This window comes from Ramlibacter algicola, assembly GCF_016641735.1.
In the GTDB taxonomy this organism is placed as follows: Bacteria; Pseudomonadota; Gammaproteobacteria; order Burkholderiales; family Burkholderiaceae_C; genus Ramlibacter; species Ramlibacter algicola.
The window spans coordinates 3,142,234-3,164,252 of the sequence record NZ_JAEDAO010000001.1 but is presented as its reverse complement, the minus strand read 5'-3'; the positions used below and the strand labels follow the sequence as shown (position 1 = coordinate 3,164,252).

The window sequence follows — 22,019 nt, the reverse complement described above, 5'->3', positions numbered from 1 at the left end:
TTAACGCGCGCTGTTCAGGCGAGGGCCTGCAGCAGGCGCCGGTTCACCTCGGCCGGCTCCTCGTGGTGCAGCCAGTGCGTGGCGTTCGGGAACGGCACGAGCTCGCCGTGGCGGCACAGCGCCAAGCCGGCATCCGCGAGCCCGCGGTCGAGGAACCGGTCGCGCTCGCCCCACAGCACGGTCACGGGGACGTCGATCGGCAGCGCCGGCGTCGGTGCTTCCCACGGGATCGCCCGGTACCAGTTCAGCATCGAGGCCAGCGCGCCCGGTTGCGACCACTGCGCTTCGTAGGTGCGCAGCAGGTCCTCGTCGAAAGCGCCCGTGTTGGCCGATGCCGTCAACGCGTGCCGCAACCACGCGTGGTCGCCGGCGCGCAGCAGCAGTTCCGGCACGAAGGGCACCTGGAATGCGCCGATGTACCAGCTGCGCAGCAATTGCGTCGGCCGCCGCAGCGCGTGCAGGCCCACCGTGCCCGGGTGCGGGCCGTTCATCACGACCACGTGGCGCAGCCGGTCTGCATGCGTGGTTGCGAGCCGCCACGCGATCGCCGCGCCCCAGTCGTGGCCGACCACGGACCACTTCGTCGCGCCGACGGCATCGGCCAGCGCGATCGCGTCGCGTGCCAGCAGGCCGAGCCGGTACTCGAACAGGCTGGCCGGCTTGGACGAGCCCGCGTAGCCGCGCTGGTGCGGCGCGATCACGTGGTAGCCCGCACCGGCCAGTGCCGCGATCTGCCGCCGCCACGCATCGCCCGATTCGGGAAAACCGTGCAGCAGCAGGACGAGTTCGCCGCTGTCCGGACCGCCCACCAGCGCCTCGAGACGCTGCCCGTTGACGTCGTACGTGCGCGTGCGCATGCACCAATTGTGGTCGTCGACGCTGCGTGACGGGTGCGGTCGCCACGGTCGCGTTGCGCGGGAGCTAGAGTCGCGTCATGCCTTCGTCGCCCTCCGCCGCCACCGCCGTGCGTGCCGTCGCCGGCCGCACGCCGCTGGTGTTCGACTCGCCCCACAGCGGTACGCATTACCCGGACGATTTCCGCTGCAATTGCCCGCTCGATGAGTTGCGCCGCGCCGAGGACACGCACGTCGAGAAGCTCTACGACTTCGCGCCCGGCCTGGGCATCGCCTGGATTGAGGCGCTGTTCCCGCGCAGCTACCTGGACCCCAACCGCAGCGAGCGCGACATCGACCCGAGCCTGCTCGACGGCCCCTGGACCGGCCCGATCGAAACCGACCCGTCGCAGCTGGCCAAGATCCGCCTGGGCAAGGGCCTGGTGTGGAAGAACACCGACGATGGCCGGCCGCTGTACGACCGCCTGCTGGCGCCCGCCGAGGTGCAGCGGCGCATCGACACCTGCTGGACGCCGTACCACCAGGCCGTGGCGGCCGCGATCGACGCGGCCCATGCGCGGCACGGCTACAGCATCCACCTGGACTGCCACTCGATGCCGTCGGTGGCCGGGCCGTACGCGACGGAGCACCCGGGCGTGGCGCATGCCGACATCGTGCTCGGTGACCGCGATGGCTCGACGGCGGACCCGCAGCTGACCGAGCGCCTGGCGGCGTTCCTGCGCGAGCGCGGCTACGACGTCGCGGTGAACTTCCCCTACAAGGGCGTGGAACTGATCCGCCGCTACGCCGACCCGGCGCGCCACCGGCACGGCATCCAGGTCGAGATCAACCGCAAGCTGTACATGGACGAGCAGAGCCTGGAGCTGTTGCCCTCATGGACGAAGCTGCAGGGCGACCTGCGCGCGATGTCCGAGTGGCTGTTGAAGGTGGACCCCCGAACGCTGTCATTGCGGGCTTGACCCGCAATCCAGGTCCACGAAGCTTGTCATTGCGGGCCTGACCCGCAATCCATCGTCGGGGTCGCACGGCGATGGATCCTGGCTTTCGCCGGGATGACAGCCACCGCGCTCACGCGCTCAGGCCGTCACTTCTTCTCTTTCGGCACCCGCCCCATCAGGAAGAACTCGGGGTTGGGCTGCATGTTGGAGAAGCTCGCGATGCGGTTGGACAGGCCGAAGAACGCGGTGATCGCGGCGATGTCCCAGATGTCCTCGTCGGTGAAGCCGTGCTCGTGCAACGGCTGGAAGTCGGCGTCCTCGACCTCGTGCGAGCGCAGGCAAACCTTCATCGCGAAGTCGAGCATCGCGCGCTGCCGCGGGCTGATGTCGGCCTTGCGGTAGTTCACCGCGACCTGGTCGGCCACCAGCGGCTTCTTCTCGTAGATGCGCAGGATGGCGCCGTGCGCCACGACGCAGTACAGGCACTGGTTGGCCGCGCTCGTCGTGGTGACGATCATCTCGCGCTCGCCCTTGGTCAGCCCGCTCTCGCGGCCGACGGTCTCGGGCGTCATCAGCGCGTCGTGGTACGCGAAGAACGCGCGCCATTCGGCCGGCCGGCGCGCCAGCGCGAGGAACACGTTCGGCACGAAGCCGGCTTTGTCCTGCACCTCCAGGATGCGGGCCTTGATGTCCTCGGGCACTTGCTCGAGGGTGGGGGCGGGGTAGCGGGTGGTCATGGCCGCAACGATAACCGCACCTCCAGATTCGTCATTCCCGCGGAGGCGGGAGTCCACCGCTGCGGCGCTTCATCCCCGGCGGAAGCGATGGGTCCCCGCCTCCGCGGGGACGACGGAAATCAATCGTCCCGGTACATCTTGCGCAGCAGCCGCAGCAGCGTCTTGTGCTCGCTGGGGGAGAGCCGGCGCGCCGCGTGCGCTTCCAGCTCGGCGGCTGTGCGCTCGGCTTGCCGCATCATCTTCTGGGCCGCGGCCGTGGGATGCAGGCCGGTGGCGCGGCCATCGCGCGGATGCGGCATGCGTTCGATCAGGCCGCGCTTCTCCAGCCCGCCCACCAGGCTCACCAGGTTGGGCGGCAGGATGCCCAGCGTGGTGCACAACTGCCGGGAGGTGATGCCCGGGTTGTGCACGACGAGGGACAGCACCGAGAAGTCGACCGGCCGCAGCTTGTAGACGTCCATCCGCTCGAGGAAGACCTCGATGACGGACAGCGCCGCGCGGCGCGCGTTGTAGCCGAGCAGGCCTTCCAGGAAGGTCGTGTCGACCTGCTCGACGACGGGCGGCTCGTGCCTGGCAGCCGTGGCGGGACGCGGCATCGCGAATCAGGAATCCGCGGTGAAGCCGATCTTCTTGACCAGCGGGCCCCAGCGCGTCATCTCGTCGTGCTGGCTCTTGGCCATCTCCTGCGGCGTGGAGCCCTGCGCCACCAGGCCCATGAGGGCGAGCGAGTCGACCACGCTCTTCTCCTTGAGCGCCTGGCCGATCGCCTGGTGGGCCGACGCGATCACGTTGGCGGGCGTGCCGGCCGGCGCATAGAAGCCGAACCATTCCTCGGTCGTCAGGTCGCCGAAGCCTTGCTCCGCGTAGGTCGCGACATCGGGCGTGAACGGCGTGCGCTGCGCGCCGGAGGTGGCGAGGATGCGCACCTTGCCGGCGCGATGGTTCGCCAGCGCATCGCCGGTGGGCGTGGAGCACGAGGCGAGCGTGCCGCCGATCATGTCGGCCACCGCCGGCGCGGAGCCGCGGTACGGCACGTGCTTCAGGTCGGTGCCGGTGTTCAGGCCGAGCAGGGCGCCCAGGAAGTGCGGCGTCGAGCCCGCGGCGGGCGAGCCGTAGTTGGCCTTGTCCGGATTCGCCTTGGCCCACGCGAGGTAGTCGCGCACCGTCTTCACGCTGGCCGGCACCATCGGGCCGACGCTGAGGGCGTGGGTCATGATCGCGGCGATCGAGACCGGCGCGAAGTCCTTGACCGGGTCGTAGCTGAGCTTCGTGTAGATGTGCGGGTAGATCGACATCATCGAGTACGGCGTCAGCAGCAGCGTCGTGCCATCGGGCCTGGACGCCTTCACCACTTCGCACGCGATGCGGCCGCCAGCGCCCGGCTTGTTCTCGACGACGGCCGCGTTCTTCGTGTACGCCGTGCCGCCCATGCGCTCGCCGACGCGGCGCGCGGTGGCATCGGCGGTGCCGCCCGCGGGGAAGCCGTTGACGATCTTCACCTGCTCGAACCCTTGCGCGCGCAACGCGGGCGCGACCGCGGCCAGCAGGCCGAACGCGGCGGAGGACTGGACGAACTGTCGACGGGTGCTCATGGATGTCTCCTGGTCGTGGGGAAAGCAATCAATCGGGGCTGCCGGGGGCGCGGGCCGCCCCCAGGTAGGTGTCGATGACGCGCGGGTCGCTCGCGAGGTCGCGGGCGGCGCCGTGCATGCGGATCTCACCGGTCTCCAGCACGTAGCCGTGGTCGGCGACTTCGAGCGCGGCGCGGGCGTTCTGCTCGACCAGCAGGATCGACACGCCCTGTTCGCGCAGGTGGCGGATGGTCTGGAAGATCTCTCGCACCACCAGCGGTGCGAGGCCGAGGCTGGGCTCGTCGAGCATCAAGAGCTTGGGCTGCGCCATCAGCGCGCGCCCGACGGCCAGCATCTGGCGCTCGCCGCCCGACAGCGTGCCGGCCAGCTGCGCGCGGCGTTCCTTCAGGCGCGGGAACAGGGTGTAGACGCGCTCCAGCCCGTCGCGCCAGCCCGGCACCTTCAGCCGCATCGGCCGATAGCCGCCCAGCACCAGGTTGTCCTCGACCGGCATGGTGGAGAACAGCTCGCGGCGTTCGGGCACCAATGCCAGGCCGAGCATCACGCGCTCTTCCAGCGTCGTGTCGGAGAGGTCGTGGCCATCGAAGGTGACCTGGCCGCGGAACGGCAGCAGGCCCATGAGCGCGTTCAGGGTCGTCGACTTGCCCGCGCCATTCGGGCCGATCACGGTGACGACCTGGCCGGCGGCGAGTTCGAAGCCGAGGCCGGCCAGCACCTCCGCCCGGCCGTAGCCGGCGTGCAGGTCGCGCACTTGCAGCAGCGGGGCGGCCATCAGTGCTCCGTTCCCAGGTAAGCCGCGCGCACCGCGGGGCTGGCCTGCACTTCGGCGGGCGTGCCTTCCATCAGGCGGGTGCCGAACTCCATCACGACGATGCGGTCGGTGAGGCCCATGACGAATTCCATGTCGTGCTCCACCAGCAGCAGGCTCATGCCCCCGTCGCGCAGCTGGCGCAGCACGGCGGCCAGCGCCTGCTTCTCCTTGTGGCGCAGGCCGGCGGCGGGTTCGTCCAGCAGCAGCAGGGCGGGGTCGGTGCACAGGGCGCGCGCAATTTCCATCAGGCGTTGCGGCCCGAGCGCGAGGTTGCCTGCGAGTTCGTGCATGCGGTCGGCCATGCCGATGCGCGCCAGTTGCCGCTCGGCTTCCGCGAACAGCCGCCGTTCCTCGTCGCGGTCGATCCGCAGCATCGCGCGCACGGTGCCGGCGCGGCCACGCAGGTGGCCGCCGAGCGCGACGTTCTCCAGCACGGTCATGTCCGGGATCATCTTGACGTGCTGGAAGGTGCGCGAGATGCCCAGGCGGGCGATGTCGCGCGAGGGCATGCCGGCGATCGAGCGGCCGCGCCAGCGCACGTCGCCGGCGGTGAGCGACAGCACGCCCGTCACGAGGTTGAAGGTGGTCGACTTGCCGGCGCCGTTGGGGCCGATCAGGCCGACGATGTCGCCGGCGCGAATCGAGAACCCGACGTCGTTGACGGCGACCAGGCCACCGAATTCCTTGCGCGCCTTGTCGACATCGAGCAGGGGCTCGCCGTGCACCGGCTTGTCGCGAGCATCGAGCGCGGACGCGCCGTCCCAATCGCGGCGCCCGTCCGCGCGAGGCAGCCGGCGCACGATGAAGGTCCACAGGCCGTCGGGCGCGTACTTCAGCACCACCACCAGCACCACGCCGAACACGATGGTCTCGAAGTTGCCGCTGGTGCCGATCAGGCGCGGCAGCAGCACCTGCAATTGGTCCTCGACGATCTTCACCACCGCGGCGCCCAGGAACGCGCCCCACACATGGCCGACCCCGCCCAGCACCGCCATGAACAGGTATTCGATGCCCTTGCCGAGCGAGAACGGCGACGGGTTCACCGTGCGCTGGAAGAACGCGAACAGCCAGCCCGACACGGCGGCCAGCACCGCGGCCAGCACGAAGACCGTCAGCTTGGCGCGGAAGGTGGAGATGCCCATCGCCTCGGGCATCGTGGCGCCGCCCTTGAGCGCGCGGATCGCGCGGCCGGTGCGCGAGTCGAGCAGGTTGGCGCAGCCCCAGGCGGCCAGCAGCGCGAGCAGCCACACCATCACGTGCAGGCCGCGCCCCGTGCCCAAGTCCTGGCCGAAGACGGACAGCGTCGGCACGCCCAGGAGGCCGTCGTACTTGCCCAGCCAGTCCATGTTGGCCATCGTGTAGTTGAGCGCCAGGCCCCAGGCAATGGTGGCCAGCGGCAGGTAGTGGCCCGACATGCGCAACGTGATCGCGCCCAGCAGCAATGCCGCGGCGATCGCGAGGCCGACGCCGATGACGAGCGCGAGCCACGGTGACGCCGCCAGCTTCACGGTCATGAACGCCGCGGTGTACGCGCCGACGCCGACGAAGGCGGCCTGGCCGAAGGAGGTGAGGCCCGCGACGCCGGTGAGCAGCACCAGGCCGAGCGCGACGAGCGCATAAAGGCCGATGTAGATCGACTGCGTGATCCAGAAGTCCGGCACCGGCAGCGCCGGCAGCAGGAGCATCAGCGCCGCGAAGGCGGGGAAGGCGAAGCGCCGCAGGGCAGCCATCAGTGTTCGTCCCCGTGCGGGTCGCGCAGCGAGCGCCAGAGCAGCACCGGCAGGATCGAGGAGAACACGATCACTTCCTTGAACGCGCTGGCATAGAAGGAGCCGAAGCTTTCCAGCAGGCCGACGCCCAGCGCGCCGACCAGTGCCAGCGGGTAGCTCGCGAGGCCGCCGAACACGGCGGCCACGAAGCCCTTGAGGCCGATCAGGAAGCCGCTGTCGTAGAACACGGTGGTCGTCGGGCCGATCAGCAGGCCGGACAGCGCGCCGATGAAGGCGGCCATCGTGAAGGCAAGGCGGCCGGCGGCGCTGGACGAGATGCCCATCAGGCGTGCGCCGGCGCGGTTGACGGCGGTGGCGCGCAGCGCCTTGCCGGTGAGCGTGCGGCCGAAGAACAGCCACAGCGCGACGATCAGCGCGATGGACGCCGCGAAGATGATCAGCGTCTGGCCGCTCAGCGACAGTGCGCCGGCGGAAAAGCGCTGGTCCCAGAAGCTCGGGTTGCGGAAGCCTTCGGCGCCGAAGAAGAACAGGCCGAAGCCCACCAGCGCGAAGTGCACGCCGACCGAGACGATCAGCAGCACCAGTACCGACGCGTCGGCCAGCGATTCGTAGGCGAGCCGGTAGATCAGCGAGCCGAACGGCGCGACGAGGGCCAGAGTCAGCAGCGCCTGCACCGGCAGCGGGAAATTGCGCGGGGCCGCCCACACGGCCACGGCCGACGCGAGCACCGGCCACGCCAAGGTGCGGAAGGCGCCGATCGCCAGGCGGCGCGGCGGGACGTGGTGCCGGACGCCGTTCCACAGGTCGCCCAGCACCGCGAGCACGGCCAGCACGAGCAGGAACCACACGGTCCCCGGCACCTTGCCGGCCTGGAAGAGGGCGAGCGTCAGCGCGCCGAAGGCGACGAACTCGCCCTGCGGGATGAAGATGACGCGCGTGACGGCAAACACCAGCACCGTGGCCAGCGCGAGCAGCGCATAGACGGCGCCGCTGGTCAGCCCGTCGAGGGCGAGGATGCCGGCGATGGAGAGGTCCATGGAATCTCGTTGGCCGCTGGCGCGGCGCTATGGATCCCGGCCTGCGCCGGGATGACATCCTTCAGCGGGCGGCGTCCGCCGCCCGCCGCGGATTCACTTCTCGACGACGAACTTGCCGTCGACCACCTTGAGCATCACGCCGGTCTCGTTCGTGTAGCCCCAGTGGTCGTCCTTGGTCCAGTTCATCACGCCGTGCGCGAACACGGTGCGGCCCATGGTCTCGAAGGCGTCGCGCAGCGCGGCGCGGAACTCGGGCGTGCCCGGCTTGGCCTTCTGCTTGGCGATGGGCACGGCCTTCTGCAGCGCGATGGCGGCGTCGTAGCTGTGGCCGGCGAACTGGTTGGGCGGGCCGAACTGCTTCTCGTAGTTCGTGTAGAAGTCGATCGCCACCTTCTTCGACGGGTGGCTGTCCGGCAGCTGCTGGCCGACCACCGCGGGGCCGGAGGTGACGAAGGTGCCCTCGACGGCCTTGCCGCCGATGCGCATCAGGTCGCCGGTGGCGGCGGCGTGCGTCTGGTAGACCTTGCCCTTGTAGCCGCGCTCGACCAGGCCCATCTGCGGCATCGCCGCGCCGGAGCCGGAGGCGACCACGACGATCGCATCGGGATTCGCGGACGTGAGCTTGAGGGCCTGCGGCGTCACGCTGGTGTCGGTGCGCGCGAAGCGCTCCGTGGCCACCAGCTTCATGCCGTTCTTCTCGAGCAGCGGCGTCAGCGCCTTGAGCCACAGCTCGCCGTAGGCGTCGGTGTAGCCGAGGAAGCCGATCGTCTTGACGTTCTGCTTCTTCATGTGCTCCACCATCGCGTGGGCCATGACGTCGTTGCCCTGCGGCAGGCGGAACAGCCAGGGGCTGTCGCCGCCCACGGGCGATGCGGACAGCTGCACCGTCTTCGCCTCGGTGGCCACCGGGGTCATCGCGCCGGCGACGGGCGTGAGGCAGGAGCCGATGATCAGGTCGACCTTGTCCTCGGTGACGAAGCGGCGCGCGTTGCTCACGCCCTTGCCCGGGTCGGACGCGTCGTCGAGGATGATCAGGTTGACCTTCTCGCCCGCGATCTCCTTGGGGAACAGCTTGAACTGGTTCTGCATCGGCAGGCCCAGGCCGGAGCCGGGGCCCGTCAGCGACAGGCTCACGCCGACGTTGATGTCGGCCAGCGCTGCGCCGGCGGCCGCGAGGGTGACCGCGGCGGCGATCAGGGTGCGGGCGAGTTTCATGTTCGTCTCCTGGTTGAAATCGGTCAGCGCGGCGCCATCCGCAGCGCGCCATCGAGGCGGATCACCTCGCCGTTGAGGTGCTGGTTCTTGACGATATGGCAGGCGAGCTGGGCGAACTCTTCGGGTTTGCCCAGCCGCGGCGGGAACGGGATCGAGGCGGCCAGCGACTGCTGCACCGGCTCGGGCAGTTCCTTGAGCAGCGGGGTGGCGAACAGGCCCGGCGCAATGGTGCACACGCGGATGCCGTGCTGCGCCAGGTCGCGCGCCATCGGCAGCGTCATGCCGACCAGGCCGCCCTTGGATGCGCTGTAGGCCTGCTGGCCGACCTGGCCGTCGAACGCCGCGATCGAGGCGGTGAACAGCATCACGCCGCGCTCGCCGCCGTCGAGCGGCGGCAGCTTGGCGCAGGCGGCGGCGAACAGGCGGGCGGCGTTGTACGAGCCGACCAGGTTCACGTTGATCACGCGCGCGAAGTCGTCCAGCGGCGCGGGGCCGCCGTCCTTCTGCACCACCCGCTTGGCACTGCCGATGCCGGCGATGTTCATCAGGATGCGAGCCGGGCCATGCTTCGCCTCGGCTTTCGCGAGCGCGGCCTGCATGCTGTCGGTGCTGGTGATGTCGCACTGGCAGGCAATGCCGCCGATGTCCGCGGCGACCTTTTCCGCCAGGACGGCGTTGACGTCGAGCACGGCGACCTTGGCGCCCAGCCGCGCCAGCTCGCGCGCGGTGGCCTCGCCCAAGCCGGAGGCCCCGCCGGTGACCAGTGCGGCCTGTCCCTGGATGTTCATGCGGCGGTTCCTTGCGGCTTGACGGTGAGGGGCAGGCGCTCCTCGTGGAACGCCTGCACCAGGGCGGCCCGGTGGTGCAGTACCGCGCGCTGGTTGATCGAGCCCTTGTCGGTGACCTCGCCCTTGTCGATCGAAGGCGGTTCGTGCAGCAGGTGCAGCCGCGCGACGCGCGTCGCGCTTCCGGTGGCCGCTCGCGCCAGCTCGTCGGCGACCTTCCGGAAATGCGCCTGCACGGGCGCGCTCTCCAGCACCTGCTGCAGCGAAGCGCCATCGTCCAGGCCCGCGAGCTGCCGCACCTTGGGCGTGGGGATCAGCAGCGCGCCGACCTCGTTGCGGTTCTCGCCGGTGACGACCGCGTCCTGCACGTAGGGCGCCCCGGCCGCGATGATCTTCGCGCGCAGCGGCCCGACGCTGACGAAGGTGCCGGTGGCGAGCTTGAAGTCCTCGGCGATGCGGCCGTCGAAGCGCAGGCCCAGGTGGTGGTTGCTTTCGTCGATCCAGCAGACCGCGTCGCCGGTGCGGAAGAAGCCTTCCTCGTCGAACGCTTCCGCCGTCGCCTCGGGCGCGCGCCAGTAGCCGGGCGTGATGTTCGGCCCCTTGTAGCGGACCTCGGTCTTGCCGTCGACGGGCACCAGCTTCAGCTCCATGCCGGGGCAGGGCAGGCCGATGTCGCCGGAGCGCACCTGCGGATTGGTGATGAAGATGGCGAACGGCGACGACTCGGTCATGCCGAGGCCGGTGCCCATCACGATGCGCTCGCCGAGTTCGGCTTCCTGCACCTCGTGCAGCAGGTCCCACACGGGCTGCCCGAGCGCGGCGCCGGCGTAGAAGAACATGCGAACGCGCGACAGCAGGTTGCGGCGCAGCGCGGCGTCGCTCTTCATCGCGTGGGCGATGGCCTCGAAGCCGGTGGGCACGTTGAAGTAGACGGTGGGCGCGATCTCGCGCAGGTTGCGCAACGTCTCGGCCATCAGCGCAGGCGTCGGCTTGCCGTCGTCGACGTACAGCGTGCCGCCATTCGTGAGCACCAGGCCCACGTTGTGGTTGCCGCCGAACGTGTGGTTCCACGGCAGCCAGTCCACCAGCACCGGCGGCTCCTCGGTGAGCACCGGCATCGACTGGCGCATCTGCTGCTGGTTGGCGCACCACATGCGGTGCGTGTTGATCACGCCCTTGGGCAGCTTGGTCGAGCCGCTGGTGAACAGGAACTTGGTGATCGTGTCGGGGCCGATCGCCTGCATCGCGGCGTCGACCGTCGTCGGCTCGGTGTCGAGCATCCCGCGCCAGGGCGTGACGGTGCGCCCGGGCAGGTCGCCCGCCGCGAGCACGACTTCGACGTCGGCCGGGACCGTGGCCGCGATGGCCTTGCCGTAGCGCGCGGCATCACTGGCGAACACCAGGCCCGGCGTGAGGGTGCGCAGCACGTGGCGCAGCTTGTCGAAGTCCTGGCTGATGGTGGAGTAGGCCGGCGACACCGGGCAATGCGGCACGCCGGCGTACAGGCAGCCGAGCGCGAGCAGCGCGTGCTCGAGGCCGTTCTCGCTGAGGATGGCGACGGGCCGCTCGGCCGACAGGCCGCGATCGACCAGCGCCTGGCCGATGCTGCGCGCGGCCGCGAGTGCCTGGCCGTAGGTGATGCGCTGCCAGTCACCGGTGCTGCCGTCGGCGCGCTTCTCGCGACGGGCGATCAGCAGGCGGTCGGGGTCCTGCGTCGCCCAGTGCACGAGGCGTTCGGTCATGTGCTGCGCGGGCGGTTGCAGGTCCTGCTCGGCGCGCAGGTAATGCACGCCGCCTTCGCCCGGTCGCAGGTGCGCGCGCGTGACGCCGAAGGCGAGCGGGCGGTAGCGCGGGGTGCCGGCGGCGCTCATGCCTTCTTCACCTTGTCCGCGCGGCCTTCGAGGAAGGCGCGCACGCGTTCCTTGGCTTCGGGCGCGCTCTGCACCACGGCGGACATCAGCGCTTCGGTGAGGAAGCCCTGGTCGGCGGGCTGTTCGGCGATGCGCGGCAGCGCGTGCATCAGCGCATAGTTGGTCAGGGGCGCGTTGGTCGCGATGCGTGCGGCGATCTCGAGGGCCTTGGCCAGCGCTTCGCCCTTGGGCACCAGGTACTGCGCGAAGCCGGCACGCTCGCCGTCCTGCGCGTTGTAGACGCGGCCGGTGAGCATCATGTCGGTCATGCGCGCGACGCCGATCAGGCGCGGGATGCGCACCGAGCCGCCGCCGCCGACGAAGATGCCGCGCGTGCCTTCGGGCAGCGCGTAGAACGCGGTGTCGTCCGCCACGCGGACGTGGCACGCGGCAGCAAGCTCGAGGCCACCGCCGACGACGGCGCCATGCAGCGCCGCGACGACCGGCACGCGGCCGTACTGCACCTCTTCCAGCGCGGCGTGCCACATGCGCGAGTGGTGCATGCCCTGGCCGGCGTCGCGCTCCTTGATCTCGGACAGGTCGAGGCCGGCGCAGAAGTGGTCGCCTTCACCGTCGAGCACCGCGGCGCGGACGCTGTCGGGCAGGCCGAGGAAGGTGTCGCGGATCGCGGCGACGAGCCCATCGTTGAGCGCGTTGCGCTTGGCGGGGCGGGCAAGGCGCACGACGGCGATGTCGCCGCGCAGCTCGGTGTGCAGGTCGGGGTGGGCGGTCATGCGGGACAACTCGGGGTTGGGCGGATTATGGTTATCGCGAATAATCAAACAGCCTCCGGAGTTACCCTGCCCATGGACCACGCCAACCTCATCGCCATCGACATCCACACGCACGCCGAGGTGAGTTGCTGGAACCCGTTCGACAACTACGGCGAGGAGTACGACCGCGCCGCCGACAAGTACTTCCGCAGCAGCCGGCGGCCGACCATCGCCGAGACGATCGCGTACTACCGCGAGAAGAAGATCGGGCTGGTGATGTTCACCGTGGACAGCGAGTCCAACCTGGGCCGCCGCCGCATCCCGAACGAGGAGATCGCGCAGGCCGCGCGCGAGAACGCGGACATGATGATGGCGTTCGCCAGCATCGATCCGCACAAGGGGAAGATGGGCGCGCGCGAGGCCGAACGCCTGATCGCCAAGGAAGGCGTGAAGGGCTTCAAGTTCCACCCGACGGTGCAGGGCTTCCATCCGTACGACCGGATGGCGTGGCCGATCTACGAGGTGCTGGACGCGCACAAGATGCCGGTGATCTTCCACACCGGCCACTCGGGCATCGGCTCCGGCATGCGTTGCGGCGGCGGCCTGCGTCTCGAGTACAGCAACCCGATGCACCTGGATGACGTCGCGATCGACTTCCCCGACATGCAGATCGTGATGGCGCACCCGAGCTTCCCGTGGCAGGACGAGGCGTTGTCCGTCGCCACGCACAAGCCCAACGTGTGGATCGACCTCTCGGGCTGGAGCCCGAAGTACTTCCCCAAGCAGCTGGTGCAGTACGCCAACACGCTGCTGAAGGACCGCGTGCTGTTCGGCAGCGACTACCCGCTGATCACGCCGGAGCGCTGGATGAAGGACTTCGAGGAAGCGGGGTTCAAGCCGGAGGTGATGCCGGGGATCCTCAAGGGCAACGCGGTGCGGTTGCTGGGGCTGGCCTGAACTCTCGTCGTCCCCGCCTGCGCGGGAATGACGAAGTGGACGCAACTCAAGCGCACGCACCACCTTCGCGCATGCGCTCCAACGCCGAGCGCATCGACGCAAGTCCATGAAACCGGATGGGTTGCAGCAGCGACGGGATGACGCACCCATTCGCGCGTCGCGCGAGGCGTTCTGCAGGTGCGTCTTGTGCCGCAAACACGCGCGCCGCGCAAGCGTCTTTACGCGACGCGCGCGCCGTCTTTCTCACTCGCGTGGCATGCGCCGACAGGGCATTCACCGAGCAACTTTTCCGCTTCAATTTCCTCTATGGTTCACCTACAGTGAAGTCCGACGTTCACCTACACCTCGTGCATGCCTGAGCAACACCGCTGCAGTAAAGTGTTTTGGACGTCACCGGCGCGCAGCGACCCGCGCAGCCACCGGCAACCGTAGCCCAAGGAGTTCCCTCATGGATGTGGTTCGCAATTTCCTGGCACGTTACGAACAGACGCGCGAGGAGGAGATGTCGCTCGAGGAATACCTCGAGCTGTGTCGCAAGGACCGCATGGCCTACGCCACCGCCGCCGAGCGCATGCTGGCGGCCATCGGCGAACCCGAGATGATCGACACGCGGCACGACTCGCGTCTGTCACGCATCTTCGGCAACAAGGTCATCCGCGTCTATCCCGCCTTCAAGGATTTCTACGGCATGGAGGAGCCGATCGAGCAGGTCGTCTCCCACTTCCGCCACGCCTCGCAAGGCCTCGAAGAGAAGAAGCAGATCCTGTACCTGCTGGGGCCCGTGGGCGGCGGCAAGTCGTCGATCGCCGAGCGCCTGAAGCAGCTGATGGAGCAGGTGCCCTTCTACGCGATCAAGGGATCGCCGGTGAACGAGTCGCCGCTGGGCCTGTTCTCCAACGACGAGGACGGCCCGCTGCTGGAGCAGCAGTTCGGCATCCCGCGCCGCTACACGCAGCGCATCATGTCGCCGTGGGCCGTCAAGCGCCTCGAGGAATACGGCGGCGACGTCCGCAAATTCCGCGTCGTCAAGCGCTATCCGTCCATCCTCAAGCAGGTCGGCGTCGCCAAGACCGAGCCGGGCGACGAGAACAACCAGGACATCAGCTCGCTGGTCGGCAAGGTCGACATCCGCAAGCTGGAGTCGTTCGCGCAGGACGACACCGACGCCTACAGCTACTCCGGCGGCTTGTGCCTGGCCAACCAGGGCCTGCTGGAATTCGTCGAGATGTTCAAGGCGCCGATCAAGGTGCTGCACCCGCTGCTGACGGCCACCCAGGAAGGCAACTTCAAGGGCACCGAAGGCTTCGGCGCGATCCCGTTCGACGGCATCGTGATGGCGCACAGCAACGAGTCGGAGTGGAAGGCGTTCAAGAACAACAAGAACAACGAAGCCTTCCTGGACCGCATCTACATCGTCAAGGTGCCGTACTGCCTGCGCGTCACCGAGGAAGTGAAGATCTACGACAAGCTGATCCGCAACTCCTCGCTCAAGGACGCGGTGTGCGCCCCCGGCACGCTGAAGATGATGGCGCAGTTCTCGGTGCTCACGCGCCTGAAGGAGCCGGAAAACAGCAGCATCTTCAGCAAGATGCTGATCTACGACGGTGACAACCTGAAGGACACCGATCCCAAGGCCAAGAGCTACCAGGAGTATCGCGACTACGCCGGCGTGGACGAGGGCATGACGGGCATCAGCACGCGCTTCGCGTTCAAGATCCTGTCCAAGGTCTTCAACTTCGACAGCAACGAGATCGCCGCCAATCCGGTGCACCTGATGTACGTGCTCGAGCAGCAGATCGAGCGCGAGCAGTTCCCGGCCGAGACCGAGCAGAAGTACCTGGCCTACATCAAGGAGCACCTGGCCACGCGGTATGCCGAATTCATCGGCAAGGAAATCCAGACCGCGTACCTGGAGTCCTATTCCGAGTACGGCCAGAACATCTTCGACCGCTACGTCACCTACGCCGACTTCTGGATCCAGGACCAGGAGTTCCGCGACACCGACACCGGCGAGATCTTCGACCGCGCGGCGCTGAACGCCGAACTGGAGAAAATCGAGAAGCCCGCGGGCCTGTCCAATCCCAAGGACTTCCGCAACGAGATCGTCAACTTCGTGCTGCGCGCGCGCGCCAACAACGGCGGCAAGAACCCGGTGTGGACCAGCTACGAGAAGCTGCGCACCGTCATCGAGAAGAAGATGTTCTCCAACACGGAGGACCTGCTCCCGGTGATCAGCTTCAACGCCAAGGCCAGCGCCGACGAACAGAAGAAGCACGAGGACTTCGTCAACCGCATGGTGGAGAAGGGGTACACCCATCGCCAGGTGCGGCTGCTCTGCGAGTGGTACCTCCGCGTCCGCAAGAGTTCCTGATGCAGTAACCAGCCAACCGGAGCACCAGCGCCCGTGGCTTCCCTACCGAAACCGGAGCGCTCGTCGCTCCACCAGGTCATCGACCGCCGGCTGTCCGGCAAGAACAAGTCGATCGGCAACCGGGAGCGGTTCCTGCGCCGCTACCGCGAGCAGATCAAGGAAGCCGTGCGCAAGGCCGTCGGCGACCGCTCGATCCACAACATCGAGGAAGGCGCCGACATCTCGCTGCCCAAGCGCGACGTGTCCGAGCCCGTCTTCGGCCACGGCCCCGGTGGCAGCCGCGAGATGGTGCACCCGGGCAACCAGGAATACGTGCGCGGCGACAAGATCCCGCGGCCGCGCGGCGGCCAGGGCGGCGGGGGCGGCAGCAGCGCGTCGCCCGACGGCACCGGCGAGGACGACTTCACCTTCCGCATCACGCGGGAGGAGTTCATGAACTACTTCTTCGACGACCTGGCGCTGCCGCGGATGATCCGCACGCAGCTGCTCGCGGACGTCCCGGAGTGGAAGTACCGCCGCGCCGGCGTCGTCAGCGAAGGCAACCCGACCAGCCTGCACATCGTGCGCTCGATGCGCACCGGCCTGGCGCGCCGCATCGCCATGGGCGGCGACGCGCGCCGGCAACTGAAGCGCGCCGAGGAACACCTGGCGCTGCTGCAGTCGCGGCCCGACACGCCGGCGCGCGAGATCGAGGCGCTGCAGGCCGAGATCGAAGAGTTGCGCCAGCGCCTCAAGCGCGTGCCGTTCCTGGACCCGTTCGACCTGCGCTACCGCAACCGCGTGCGCGAGCCGCTGCCCACCAGCAAGGCGGTGATGTTCTGCCTGATGGACGTCAGCGGCTCGATGGACGAGGCGCGCAAGGACCTGGCCAAGCGCTTTTTCATCCTGCTGTACCTCTTCCTCACGCGGCACTACAAGCAGACCGACGTCATCTTCATCCGCCACCACACGCAGGCGCAGGAGGTGACCGAGGACGAGTTCTTCCACGCCACCGAAAGCGGCGGCACCGTGGTGAGCAGCGCGCTGATCCTGATGAACGAGATCATCCGCGAGCGCTACATGGGCAGCGAATGGAACATCTACGGCGCGCAGGCCTCGGACGGCGACAACTGGCAGCAGGATTCCAGCAAGTGCCGCGAGATCCTCGACGGCAAGCTGCTGCCGCTGGTGCGCTACTTCGCGTACGTGCAGGTGGCCGACGAGGACCAGAACCTGTGGGAGGAGTACACGCGCGTGCGTGATTCCAACGTCAACTTCGCGATGCAGAAGATCGTGACGCCGGCGCAGATCTTCCCGGTGTTCCGCGACCTGTTCAGGAAGAACCCGATCGGGGTGCCGGCGACATGACGAACCCCGCCGCCGTCACCCCCTCCGATCTCGGCCGCAAGCCGCGCCTGCCGCAGGCTTCGGACTGGACCTTCGAGCTGATCGAGGAGTACTTCACCGCCATCCGCCAGTGCGCGGAAAGCTTCAAGCTGGACACCTACCCGACGCAGCTGGAAGTGATCTCCGCCGAGCAGATGCTCGACGCCTACGCGTCCGTCGGCATGCCGGTGAACTACCGGCACTGGTCGTTCGGCAAGCAGTTCATCTCCAGCGAGAAGAACTACCGCCGCGGCCACATGGGGCTGGCCTACGAGATCGTGATCAACAGCGACCCGTGCATCGCCTACCTGATGGAGGAGAACACGCTGCCCATGCAGGCGCTGGTGATCGCGCATGCCTGTTTCGGCCACAACTCCTTCTTCAAGGGAAACTACCTGTTCCGCATGTGGACGGACGCGTCGTCGATCATCGACTACCTGGTCTACGCGCGGCAGTACATCAGCGAGTGCGAGGAACGCCACGGCCTCGACGCGGTCGAGGAAGTGCTGGACGCCTGCCACGCGCTGATGAACTACGGCGTCGACCGCTACCGCCGGCCGCAGAAGATCAGCATGGTCGAGGAGGAGATCCGCCGCAAGGACCGCGAGGCCTACCTGCAGCAGCAGGTCAACGACCTTTGGCGCACGCTGCCGCGCCAGGCCGGCAAGCAGGAGAAGAAGGAGAAGCGCCGCTTCCCCGAGGAGCCGCAGGAGAACATCCTGTACTTCATCGAGAAGAACGCGCCGCTGCTCGAACCGTGGCAGCGCGAGGTGGTGCGCATCGTGCGCAAGGTGGCGCAGTACTTCTACCCGCAACGGCAGACGCAGGTGATGAACGAGGGCTGGGCCACGTTCTGGCACTACACGCTGCTCAACACGATGTACGACCAGGGCCAGCTGGGCGACGGGCAGATGATGGAAATCCTGTCGTCGCACACCAACGTGGTGTTCCAGCCGCCGGTGACCGACCCGCGCTATTCGGGCATCAACCCGTACGCGCTCGGCTTCGCGATGTTCACGGACCTCAAGCGCATCTGCATCGACCCGACGCCCGAGGACCGCGAGTGGTTCCCCGACTTCGCGGGCAGCGGCGACTGGCTGAAGACGCTGGACTACGCGATGCGGCACTTCAAGGACGAGAGCTTCATCGGCCAGTACCTGTCGCCCAAGCTGATGCGCGACTTCCGCTTCTTCAACATCGTCGACGACGCCAGCCAGCGCGAGCTGGAAGTCGCCGCCATCCACGACGACCTGGGCTACAAGCGCGTGCGCGAGGCGCTGTCCAAGCAGTACGACCTGAACTGGCGCGAGCCCAACATCCAGGTGTGGAACGTCAACCTGCGCGGCGACCGCTCGCTGACGCTGCGCCACACGCGCCACAACGACCGGCCGCTGGACAACGGCGCCGAGGAAGTCGTCAAGCACGTCGCCCGCCTGTGGGGCTTCCGCGTGCGGCTGGAAAGCGTGGACAACCACGACCGCGTGCTGCAGCACTGGGAAGTGACGCCGCCGCAGGCGCACCACTGAGGCCTGGCGGGGGCCGACGTGACCGTCGTCGAAGGCGCGGTGTGGACGGTCGGCCATTCCACGCATTCCTTCCCCGGGTTCCTCGCCATCCTGCAGGCGCACGGCATCGAGACCGTCGCCGACGTCCGCCGCTTCCCCGGCTCACGCCGGCATCCGCAGTTCGGCGGTGAAGCGCTGGCCGCCTCGCTGGAAGCCAATGGCATCGCGTACCACTGGTTCACGGAACTCGGCGGCCGCCGCCGCCCGGACTTCGAAGACGAAGAGGGCAGCGGCTGGCGGCATCCGTCCTTCCGCGCCTATGCGCAGCACCTGCAGTCCGACGAGTTCGCGCGCGGGTTGGCGGCGCTGCTGCATGTGGGGCAGGCGACGCGCACGGCCGTCATGTGCTCGGAGCTGCTCTGGTGGCGCTGCCACCGGCGGCTGATTGCGGATGCGCTCGTGGTGAGCGGGTGGGAGGTGACGCACATCCTTGGGGTGAACGAGGAGAGTGCGCACCGGGTGGCGGCGCCGGCGGTGATGGAGGGGGAGGGGCTGACCTATGTCGCGGCGAAAGCGGGATGCCGCTGCTGAACCCGCGCGTCAACGAACGCGGCACTCTGCGCCGTCTCAAGGCGATCGGTGCAGGCGCGGCGCGGACAGCGCTTCCAGGCTTTCCGCGATGGCGGCTTCCACCGCCGGCCATCGACCCGCGACAGGGCTCGCGGCGAGCTGCTTCTGCAGCGCCCGCAGGTCCTTCACGCTGGGTGCGACGCGGACCTGCGCGATCGCCGCGGTCGCGTTCCCGGCGCGCAGGAGCGCGACGATCTTGCCGGGCCAGGGGGAGGGTGATGCCAAGGTCGATCCATGAAGTTCGTGGACAGGCTGCCACACCGGTCGCGGCCGCGTCAATGCGAAAGGGGGGCCACCGCTGCACACGCCGTTACGTGTGAGACACGCGGGGGCGGTGAGCTTCGCCCACGATGGGTCAGGAGCCGCCATGAACCCCTTTGCCATCGACCCCGGCCAGCGCCCGCCGCCTGGGAACACACCCAACGAAGCCCGAATCCGGAGGCCCGCATGAGGGCGACCGCGCTGCGGGCCGTGCACACGCTCGACAAGAGCGACATCCTGCAGGTATCCAACGACGCCCGCTTCTTCCACGTCACGGAGGTCGAGCGTGTGAGCCCCGAGCAGGACGCCCGCTACAAGGTGATGCTGCGATCGGCGGACGGCGACTCCCGCATCACCCTGGTGCGGGAAGGCCGCGAGATGGTGCTGGCGGTGCCGCGGCCGCCGATCCCCTTGCGCCGGGCGTGGTAGGCGAACGCGATGGACCACGACGATGCTGCCCAGCCCCTGAAGGTCGCGATCGAGTTCGCCCGCGCCGAGGAAGCCGAGGCGCTGCGCCGGGCCTACCTGCTGCGCTCCGACGGCGTCGAGCAGGTCGCGTTCCGGCGCGCGGTCTGCGAAGCGGTCCTGCAGCATGCCGAAGTGGTCCGCCTGCAGCTGGCGCTCAGGCACTGCACGCACTAGCAGGTCACCGCCGCCGCCACGCTGCATCGGAACGGCGCCTTGCGCCTTGGAGATCGAAATGAACCTCAACCCCCTCCGCCTTGCGGTCGCCGCGGCCGCGTTCTGCGCGGGGACCGCGCCGGCCGCCGATCGGGCACCGCCTGCGCACGACGCGGTGAGCGTCGACCTGTCCCGTCTCGCGCCAGCGATGGCGCAGCGCATGAACCTGGACGAAAGCAGGATGCCGCTGAGCCTGCTCGTGCCCGCCGCGGTGGCGGCCGAAGCCTGCGCCGTCCCCGTCGCCCGGATCGCCCCGGCCGGCTGCCAGGCGTCAGTGCACTCCGGTGCGCTGGATCGCGTGCTCGCCGCGAGGATGGAGGCGGACGCGCCGTCCCCCGACGAACCGGCCCGCGCGCGCCCCTGAGCACCGCGCAACGCAAGCGCCCGGCAAGACAGCCCCTTCGTTCAAGCCGGCGAGGCGCCGGTGCCGAACAATCGTGCGCACTGGAGCATGCGCATGAACCTGGTTCGCCGATCGATCACCGTCCTGGCCGCCCTCCTGCTCTCGCAGGCCGCACGGGCGTCCATGGGACTTGCAGAGCTGCCGGCCGATGCCACCTCCGGCCCGGTCACCGTCTTCTACCCGGCCGAAGCCGCTGAATCCCGCGTCGAACGCGGCCCTTTCCACTTCGCAGCAGCGGCGGACGCGCTGCCCCTGGCAGGCAACCGCCGCCTCATCGTCATCTCCCACGGTTCTCCCTCGTCGCCCTGGGTGCACACCGACCTGGCCCGCGCGCTGGTCGATGCCGGCTTCACGGTCGCGATGCCCGAGCACGAAGGCGACAACGCCCGCAGCCATCCCGACTCGGGGCCGACCAGCTGGAAGCGGCGGCCGCTCGAGGTGAGCCGCGCCATCGACCGCCTCGTGCGGGAACCGCGGTGGAGCAGGGCGCTGGACTTCGACGCGGTCGGCATGTTCGGCATGTCCGCCGGCGGGCACACGGCACTGGTGCTGGCGGGCGGCCGCTGGTCGCCGTCGCGCTTGCTGGCGCATTGCCAGGAGCATCTCGACGAGGACTTCCACACTTGCGCCGGGCCGTCGTTCGCGCTGAGTGGCGGCCTGCTCGACGGGCCGAAGAAGGCGGTCGTGCGGACCGTCATCGGCTCGAAACTGGCAGACCCGACCAGCTACGGCCACGTCGATCCGCGCATCAGCGCGATCGTCGCCGGCGTGCCGTTCGCGGCCGACTTCGACCTGGAGTCGCTGCGCCAACCGGCAGCGGCCCTGGCGATCGTTTCCGCCCGCCGGGACAGCTGGCTGGTTCCGCGATTCCACAGCGACGCCGTGCTTGCCGCGTGCCAAGGCTGCTTGCACCTGCTGGACCTGCCCACCGGCGGCCACGGAGCGCTGATCAGCCCCTTGCCGCCCGACCTGTCCGGTGACGTGCGGTCGCTCGTCGCCGACCCGCCGGCGTTCCGCCGCGACGTGGAAGTGCCGAAGCTCAACGCCGCGGTGACGGCGTTCTTTCGGCAGCGCTTGCTCAGGTGAGGGGGCCGCCGCTCACCATCCACGGCTTGCCGAACCTGTCGGTGCACATGCCGAAGGCCTCGGCCCAGAAGGTTTTCGCCATCGGCATGGTGACGTTGCCGCCCTCTGCCAGCTTGTCGAACACGCGCCGCGCCTCGACCGCCGTCGGGTACTGCAGCACCAGCGAGAAGCCGCCGGGCTGCTGGTACATCGCCGGCGGCGAGTCCGAAGCCATCAGCGTGCGGCCGTCGGGCAGCGAGAGCGCACCGTGCATGACGTGGTCCGGGTTGATGGGGCCGCAGGACGGGTCGGCCGGCATCGGCGACTGCCCATAGGTCATCAACGCCTGCACCTTGGCGCCGAGCACCTGCTCGTAGAAGCGCAGGGCCTCGGCGCAGCGGCCGTCGAAGAAGATGTAGATGTCGAGCATTCGGGTCTCCTGGTGGGCGACGGGACGTC

General features: G+C 68.8%; 23 protein-coding genes. 10 read left to right on the top strand and 13 right to left on the bottom strand.

The window, feature by feature from the left end; translation table 11 throughout:
- Positions 1–14 precede the first annotated feature (14 nt).
- The gene (locus tag I8E28_RS15435) at positions 15–857 is read right to left on the bottom strand and encodes an alpha/beta fold hydrolase (RefSeq protein WP_200788952.1); all 843 of its coding nucleotides are present in this window, start codon (positions 855–857) and stop codon (positions 15–17) included.
- 77 nt (positions 858–934) lie between these two features.
- Between I8E28_RS15435 and I8E28_RS15430 the strand changes: the two genes are divergently transcribed.
- Positions 935–1,813, top strand: coding sequence for an N-formylglutamate amidohydrolase (locus tag I8E28_RS15430; protein WP_200788951.1), 879 nt, complete (start codon positions 935–937; stop codon positions 1,811–1,813).
- A 125-nt stretch (positions 1,814–1,938) separates the two neighbouring features.
- Here I8E28_RS15430 and I8E28_RS15425 read toward each other — a convergent pair whose 3' ends face one another.
- From I8E28_RS15425 to I8E28_RS15380, 10 genes are all read right to left on the bottom strand, one after another.
- Positions 1,939–2,529, bottom strand: coding sequence for a peroxidase-related enzyme (locus tag I8E28_RS15425; protein ID WP_200788950.1), 591 nt, complete (start codon positions 2,527–2,529; stop codon positions 1,939–1,941).
- A gap of 119 nt (positions 2,530–2,648) precedes the next feature.
- Positions 2,649–3,125 carry a MarR family winged helix-turn-helix transcriptional regulator gene (locus I8E28_RS15420; RefSeq protein WP_200788949.1) on the bottom strand — a complete coding sequence of 159 codons (477 nt, stop codon included), beginning with the start codon at positions 3,123–3,125 and terminating at the stop codon, positions 2,649–2,651.
- A gap of 6 nt (positions 3,126–3,131) precedes the next feature.
- Positions 3,132–4,121 carry a Bug family tripartite tricarboxylate transporter substrate binding protein gene (locus tag I8E28_RS15415; protein WP_200788948.1) on the bottom strand — a complete coding sequence of 330 codons (990 nt, stop codon included), beginning with the start codon at positions 4,119–4,121 and terminating at the stop codon, positions 3,132–3,134.
- 28 nt (positions 4,122–4,149) lie between these two features.
- Positions 4,150–4,893 carry an ABC transporter ATP-binding protein gene (locus I8E28_RS15410; RefSeq protein ID WP_200788947.1) on the bottom strand — a complete coding sequence of 248 codons (744 nt, stop codon included), beginning with the start codon at positions 4,891–4,893 and terminating at the stop codon, positions 4,150–4,152.
- Positions 4,893–6,662 carry a branched-chain amino acid ABC transporter ATP-binding protein/permease gene (locus tag I8E28_RS15405; protein WP_200788946.1) on the bottom strand — a complete coding sequence of 590 codons (1,770 nt, stop codon included), beginning with the start codon at positions 6,660–6,662 and terminating at the stop codon, positions 4,893–4,895. Before I8E28_RS15405 ends, I8E28_RS15410 begins: the two co-directional genes overlap by 1 nt.
- Positions 6,662–7,699: a branched-chain amino acid ABC transporter permease gene (locus I8E28_RS15400; RefSeq protein ID WP_200788945.1), complete on the bottom strand. Its 1,038-nt coding sequence runs from the start codon at positions 7,697–7,699 to the stop codon at positions 6,662–6,664. The genes I8E28_RS15405 and I8E28_RS15400 overlap by 1 nt, the downstream gene beginning before the upstream one ends.
- A gap of 93 nt (positions 7,700–7,792) precedes the next feature.
- A complete protein-coding gene (locus I8E28_RS15395) occupies positions 7,793–8,914 on the bottom strand; it encodes an ABC transporter substrate-binding protein (RefSeq protein WP_200788944.1) in 1,122 nt (373 codons plus the stop codon).
- A gap of 23 nt (positions 8,915–8,937) precedes the next feature.
- Positions 8,938–9,702 carry an SDR family NAD(P)-dependent oxidoreductase gene (locus I8E28_RS15390; RefSeq protein WP_200788943.1) on the bottom strand — a complete coding sequence of 255 codons (765 nt, stop codon included), beginning with the start codon at positions 9,700–9,702 and terminating at the stop codon, positions 8,938–8,940.
- On the bottom strand, positions 9,699–11,570 hold the full coding sequence (locus tag I8E28_RS15385; RefSeq protein WP_200788942.1) for a feruloyl-CoA synthase: 1,872 nt from the start codon (positions 11,568–11,570) through the stop codon (positions 9,699–9,701). Before I8E28_RS15385 ends, I8E28_RS15390 begins: the two co-directional genes overlap by 4 nt.
- A complete protein-coding gene (locus tag I8E28_RS15380) occupies positions 11,567–12,343 on the bottom strand; it encodes a crotonase/enoyl-CoA hydratase family protein (RefSeq protein WP_200788941.1) in 777 nt (258 codons plus the stop codon). The genes I8E28_RS15385 and I8E28_RS15380 overlap by 4 nt, the downstream gene beginning before the upstream one ends.
- A gap of 72 nt (positions 12,344–12,415) precedes the next feature.
- Between I8E28_RS15380 and I8E28_RS15375 the strand changes: the two genes are divergently transcribed.
- The 5 genes from I8E28_RS15375 to I8E28_RS15355 all read left to right on the top strand — a co-directional run bounded on the left by I8E28_RS15375 (position 12,416) and on the right by I8E28_RS15355 (position 19,111).
- On the top strand, positions 12,416–13,279 hold the full coding sequence (locus I8E28_RS15375; RefSeq protein WP_200788940.1) for an amidohydrolase family protein: 864 nt from the start codon (positions 12,416–12,418) through the stop codon (positions 13,277–13,279).
- A gap of 448 nt (positions 13,280–13,727) precedes the next feature.
- Positions 13,728–15,650, top strand: a complete 1,923-nt coding sequence (locus I8E28_RS15370; RefSeq protein WP_200788939.1) for a PrkA family serine protein kinase — start codon at positions 13,728–13,730, stop codon at positions 15,648–15,650.
- 33 nt (positions 15,651–15,683) lie between these two features.
- The gene (locus tag I8E28_RS15365; RefSeq protein WP_200788938.1) at positions 15,684–16,997 is read left to right on the top strand and encodes a DUF444 family protein; all 1,314 of its coding nucleotides are present in this window, start codon (positions 15,684–15,686) and stop codon (positions 16,995–16,997) included.
- Positions 16,994–18,541, top strand: a complete 1,548-nt coding sequence (locus I8E28_RS15360) for a SpoVR family protein (RefSeq protein WP_200788937.1) — start codon at positions 16,994–16,996, stop codon at positions 18,539–18,541. Before I8E28_RS15365 ends, I8E28_RS15360 begins: the two co-directional genes overlap by 4 nt.
- Before the next feature lie 18 nt (positions 18,542–18,559).
- On the top strand, positions 18,560–19,111 hold the full coding sequence (locus tag I8E28_RS15355; RefSeq protein ID WP_200788936.1) for a DUF488 family protein: 552 nt from the start codon (positions 18,560–18,562) through the stop codon (positions 19,109–19,111).
- Positions 19,112–19,147: 36 nt separating this feature from the next.
- On the opposite strand, the gene I8E28_RS15350 is transcribed toward I8E28_RS15355, so the two are convergent.
- Positions 19,148–19,375 (bottom strand): hypothetical protein, encoded by a 228-nt coding sequence (locus I8E28_RS15350; RefSeq protein WP_200788935.1) that lies wholly within the window; start codon positions 19,373–19,375, stop codon positions 19,148–19,150.
- Positions 19,376–19,597: 222 nt separating this feature from the next.
- Between I8E28_RS15350 and I8E28_RS15345 the strand changes: the two genes are divergently transcribed.
- The 4 genes from I8E28_RS15345 (at position 19,598) to I8E28_RS15330 (ending at position 21,581) form a co-directional block, all read left to right on the top strand.
- A complete protein-coding gene (locus I8E28_RS15345) occupies positions 19,598–19,840 on the top strand; it encodes a hypothetical protein (protein ID WP_200788934.1) in 243 nt (80 codons plus the stop codon).
- Between the two features lie 9 nt (positions 19,841–19,849).
- Positions 19,850–20,053, top strand: a complete 204-nt coding sequence (locus I8E28_RS15340; protein WP_200788933.1) for a hypothetical protein — start codon at positions 19,850–19,852, stop codon at positions 20,051–20,053.
- A 58-nt stretch (positions 20,054–20,111) separates the two neighbouring features.
- Positions 20,112–20,456, top strand: a complete 345-nt coding sequence (locus I8E28_RS15335; protein ID WP_200788932.1) for a hypothetical protein — start codon at positions 20,112–20,114, stop codon at positions 20,454–20,456.
- Between the two features lie 93 nt (positions 20,457–20,549).
- On the top strand, positions 20,550–21,581 hold the full coding sequence (locus I8E28_RS15330) for an alpha/beta hydrolase family protein (RefSeq protein ID WP_200788931.1): 1,032 nt from the start codon (positions 20,550–20,552) through the stop codon (positions 21,579–21,581).
- On the opposite strand, the gene I8E28_RS15325 is transcribed toward I8E28_RS15330, so the two are convergent.
- The gene (locus tag I8E28_RS15325) at positions 21,574–21,990 is read right to left on the bottom strand and encodes a VOC family protein (protein ID WP_200788930.1); all 417 of its coding nucleotides are present in this window, start codon (positions 21,988–21,990) and stop codon (positions 21,574–21,576) included. The genes I8E28_RS15330 and I8E28_RS15325 overlap by 8 nt on opposite strands.
- Positions 21,991–22,019 lie beyond the last annotated feature (29 nt).

Coding starts and splice junctions, on each gene's coding strand:
- I8E28_RS15435 (WP_200788952.1), bottom strand. CDS start 857: ATGCGCACGCGCACGTACGACGTCAACGGGCAGCGTCTCGAGGCGCTG.
- I8E28_RS15430 (WP_200788951.1), top strand. CDS start 935: ATGCCTTCGTCGCCCTCCGCCGCCACCGCCGTGCGTGCCGTCGCCGGC.
- I8E28_RS15425 (WP_200788950.1), bottom strand. CDS start 2,529: ATGACCACCCGCTACCCCGCCCCCACCCTCGAGCAAGTGCCCGAGGAC.
- I8E28_RS15420 (WP_200788949.1), bottom strand. CDS start 3,125: ATGCCGCGTCCCGCCACGGCTGCCAGGCACGAGCCGCCCGTCGTCGAG.
- I8E28_RS15415 (WP_200788948.1), bottom strand. CDS start 4,121: ATGAGCACCCGTCGACAGTTCGTCCAGTCCTCCGCCGCGTTCGGCCTG.
- I8E28_RS15410 (WP_200788947.1), bottom strand. CDS start 4,893: ATGGCCGCCCCGCTGCTGCAAGTGCGCGACCTGCACGCCGGCTACGGC.
- I8E28_RS15405 (WP_200788946.1), bottom strand. CDS start 6,662: ATGGCTGCCCTGCGGCGCTTCGCCTTCCCCGCCTTCGCGGCGCTGATG.
- I8E28_RS15400 (WP_200788945.1), bottom strand. CDS start 7,699: ATGGACCTCTCCATCGCCGGCATCCTCGCCCTCGACGGGCTGACCAGC.
- I8E28_RS15395 (WP_200788944.1), bottom strand. CDS start 8,914: ATGAAACTCGCCCGCACCCTGATCGCCGCCGCGGTCACCCTCGCGGCC.
- I8E28_RS15390 (WP_200788943.1), bottom strand. CDS start 9,702: ATGAACATCCAGGGACAGGCCGCACTGGTCACCGGCGGGGCCTCCGGC.
- I8E28_RS15385 (WP_200788942.1), bottom strand. CDS start 11,570: ATGAGCGCCGCCGGCACCCCGCGCTACCGCCCGCTCGCCTTCGGCGTC.
- I8E28_RS15380 (WP_200788941.1), bottom strand. CDS start 12,343: ATGACCGCCCACCCCGACCTGCACACCGAGCTGCGCGGCGACATCGCC.
- I8E28_RS15375 (WP_200788940.1), top strand. CDS start 12,416: ATGGACCACGCCAACCTCATCGCCATCGACATCCACACGCACGCCGAG.
- I8E28_RS15370 (WP_200788939.1), top strand. CDS start 13,728: ATGGATGTGGTTCGCAATTTCCTGGCACGTTACGAACAGACGCGCGAG.
- I8E28_RS15360 (WP_200788937.1), top strand. CDS start 16,994: ATGACGAACCCCGCCGCCGTCACCCCCTCCGATCTCGGCCGCAAGCCG.
- I8E28_RS15345 (WP_200788934.1), top strand. CDS start 19,598: ATGAGGGCGACCGCGCTGCGGGCCGTGCACACGCTCGACAAGAGCGAC.
- I8E28_RS15340 (WP_200788933.1), top strand. CDS start 19,850: ATGGACCACGACGATGCTGCCCAGCCCCTGAAGGTCGCGATCGAGTTC.
- I8E28_RS15335 (WP_200788932.1), top strand. CDS start 20,112: ATGAACCTCAACCCCCTCCGCCTTGCGGTCGCCGCGGCCGCGTTCTGC.
- I8E28_RS15330 (WP_200788931.1), top strand. CDS start 20,550: ATGAACCTGGTTCGCCGATCGATCACCGTCCTGGCCGCCCTCCTGCTC.
- I8E28_RS15325 (WP_200788930.1), bottom strand. CDS start 21,990: ATGCTCGACATCTACATCTTCTTCGACGGCCGCTGCGCCGAGGCCCTG.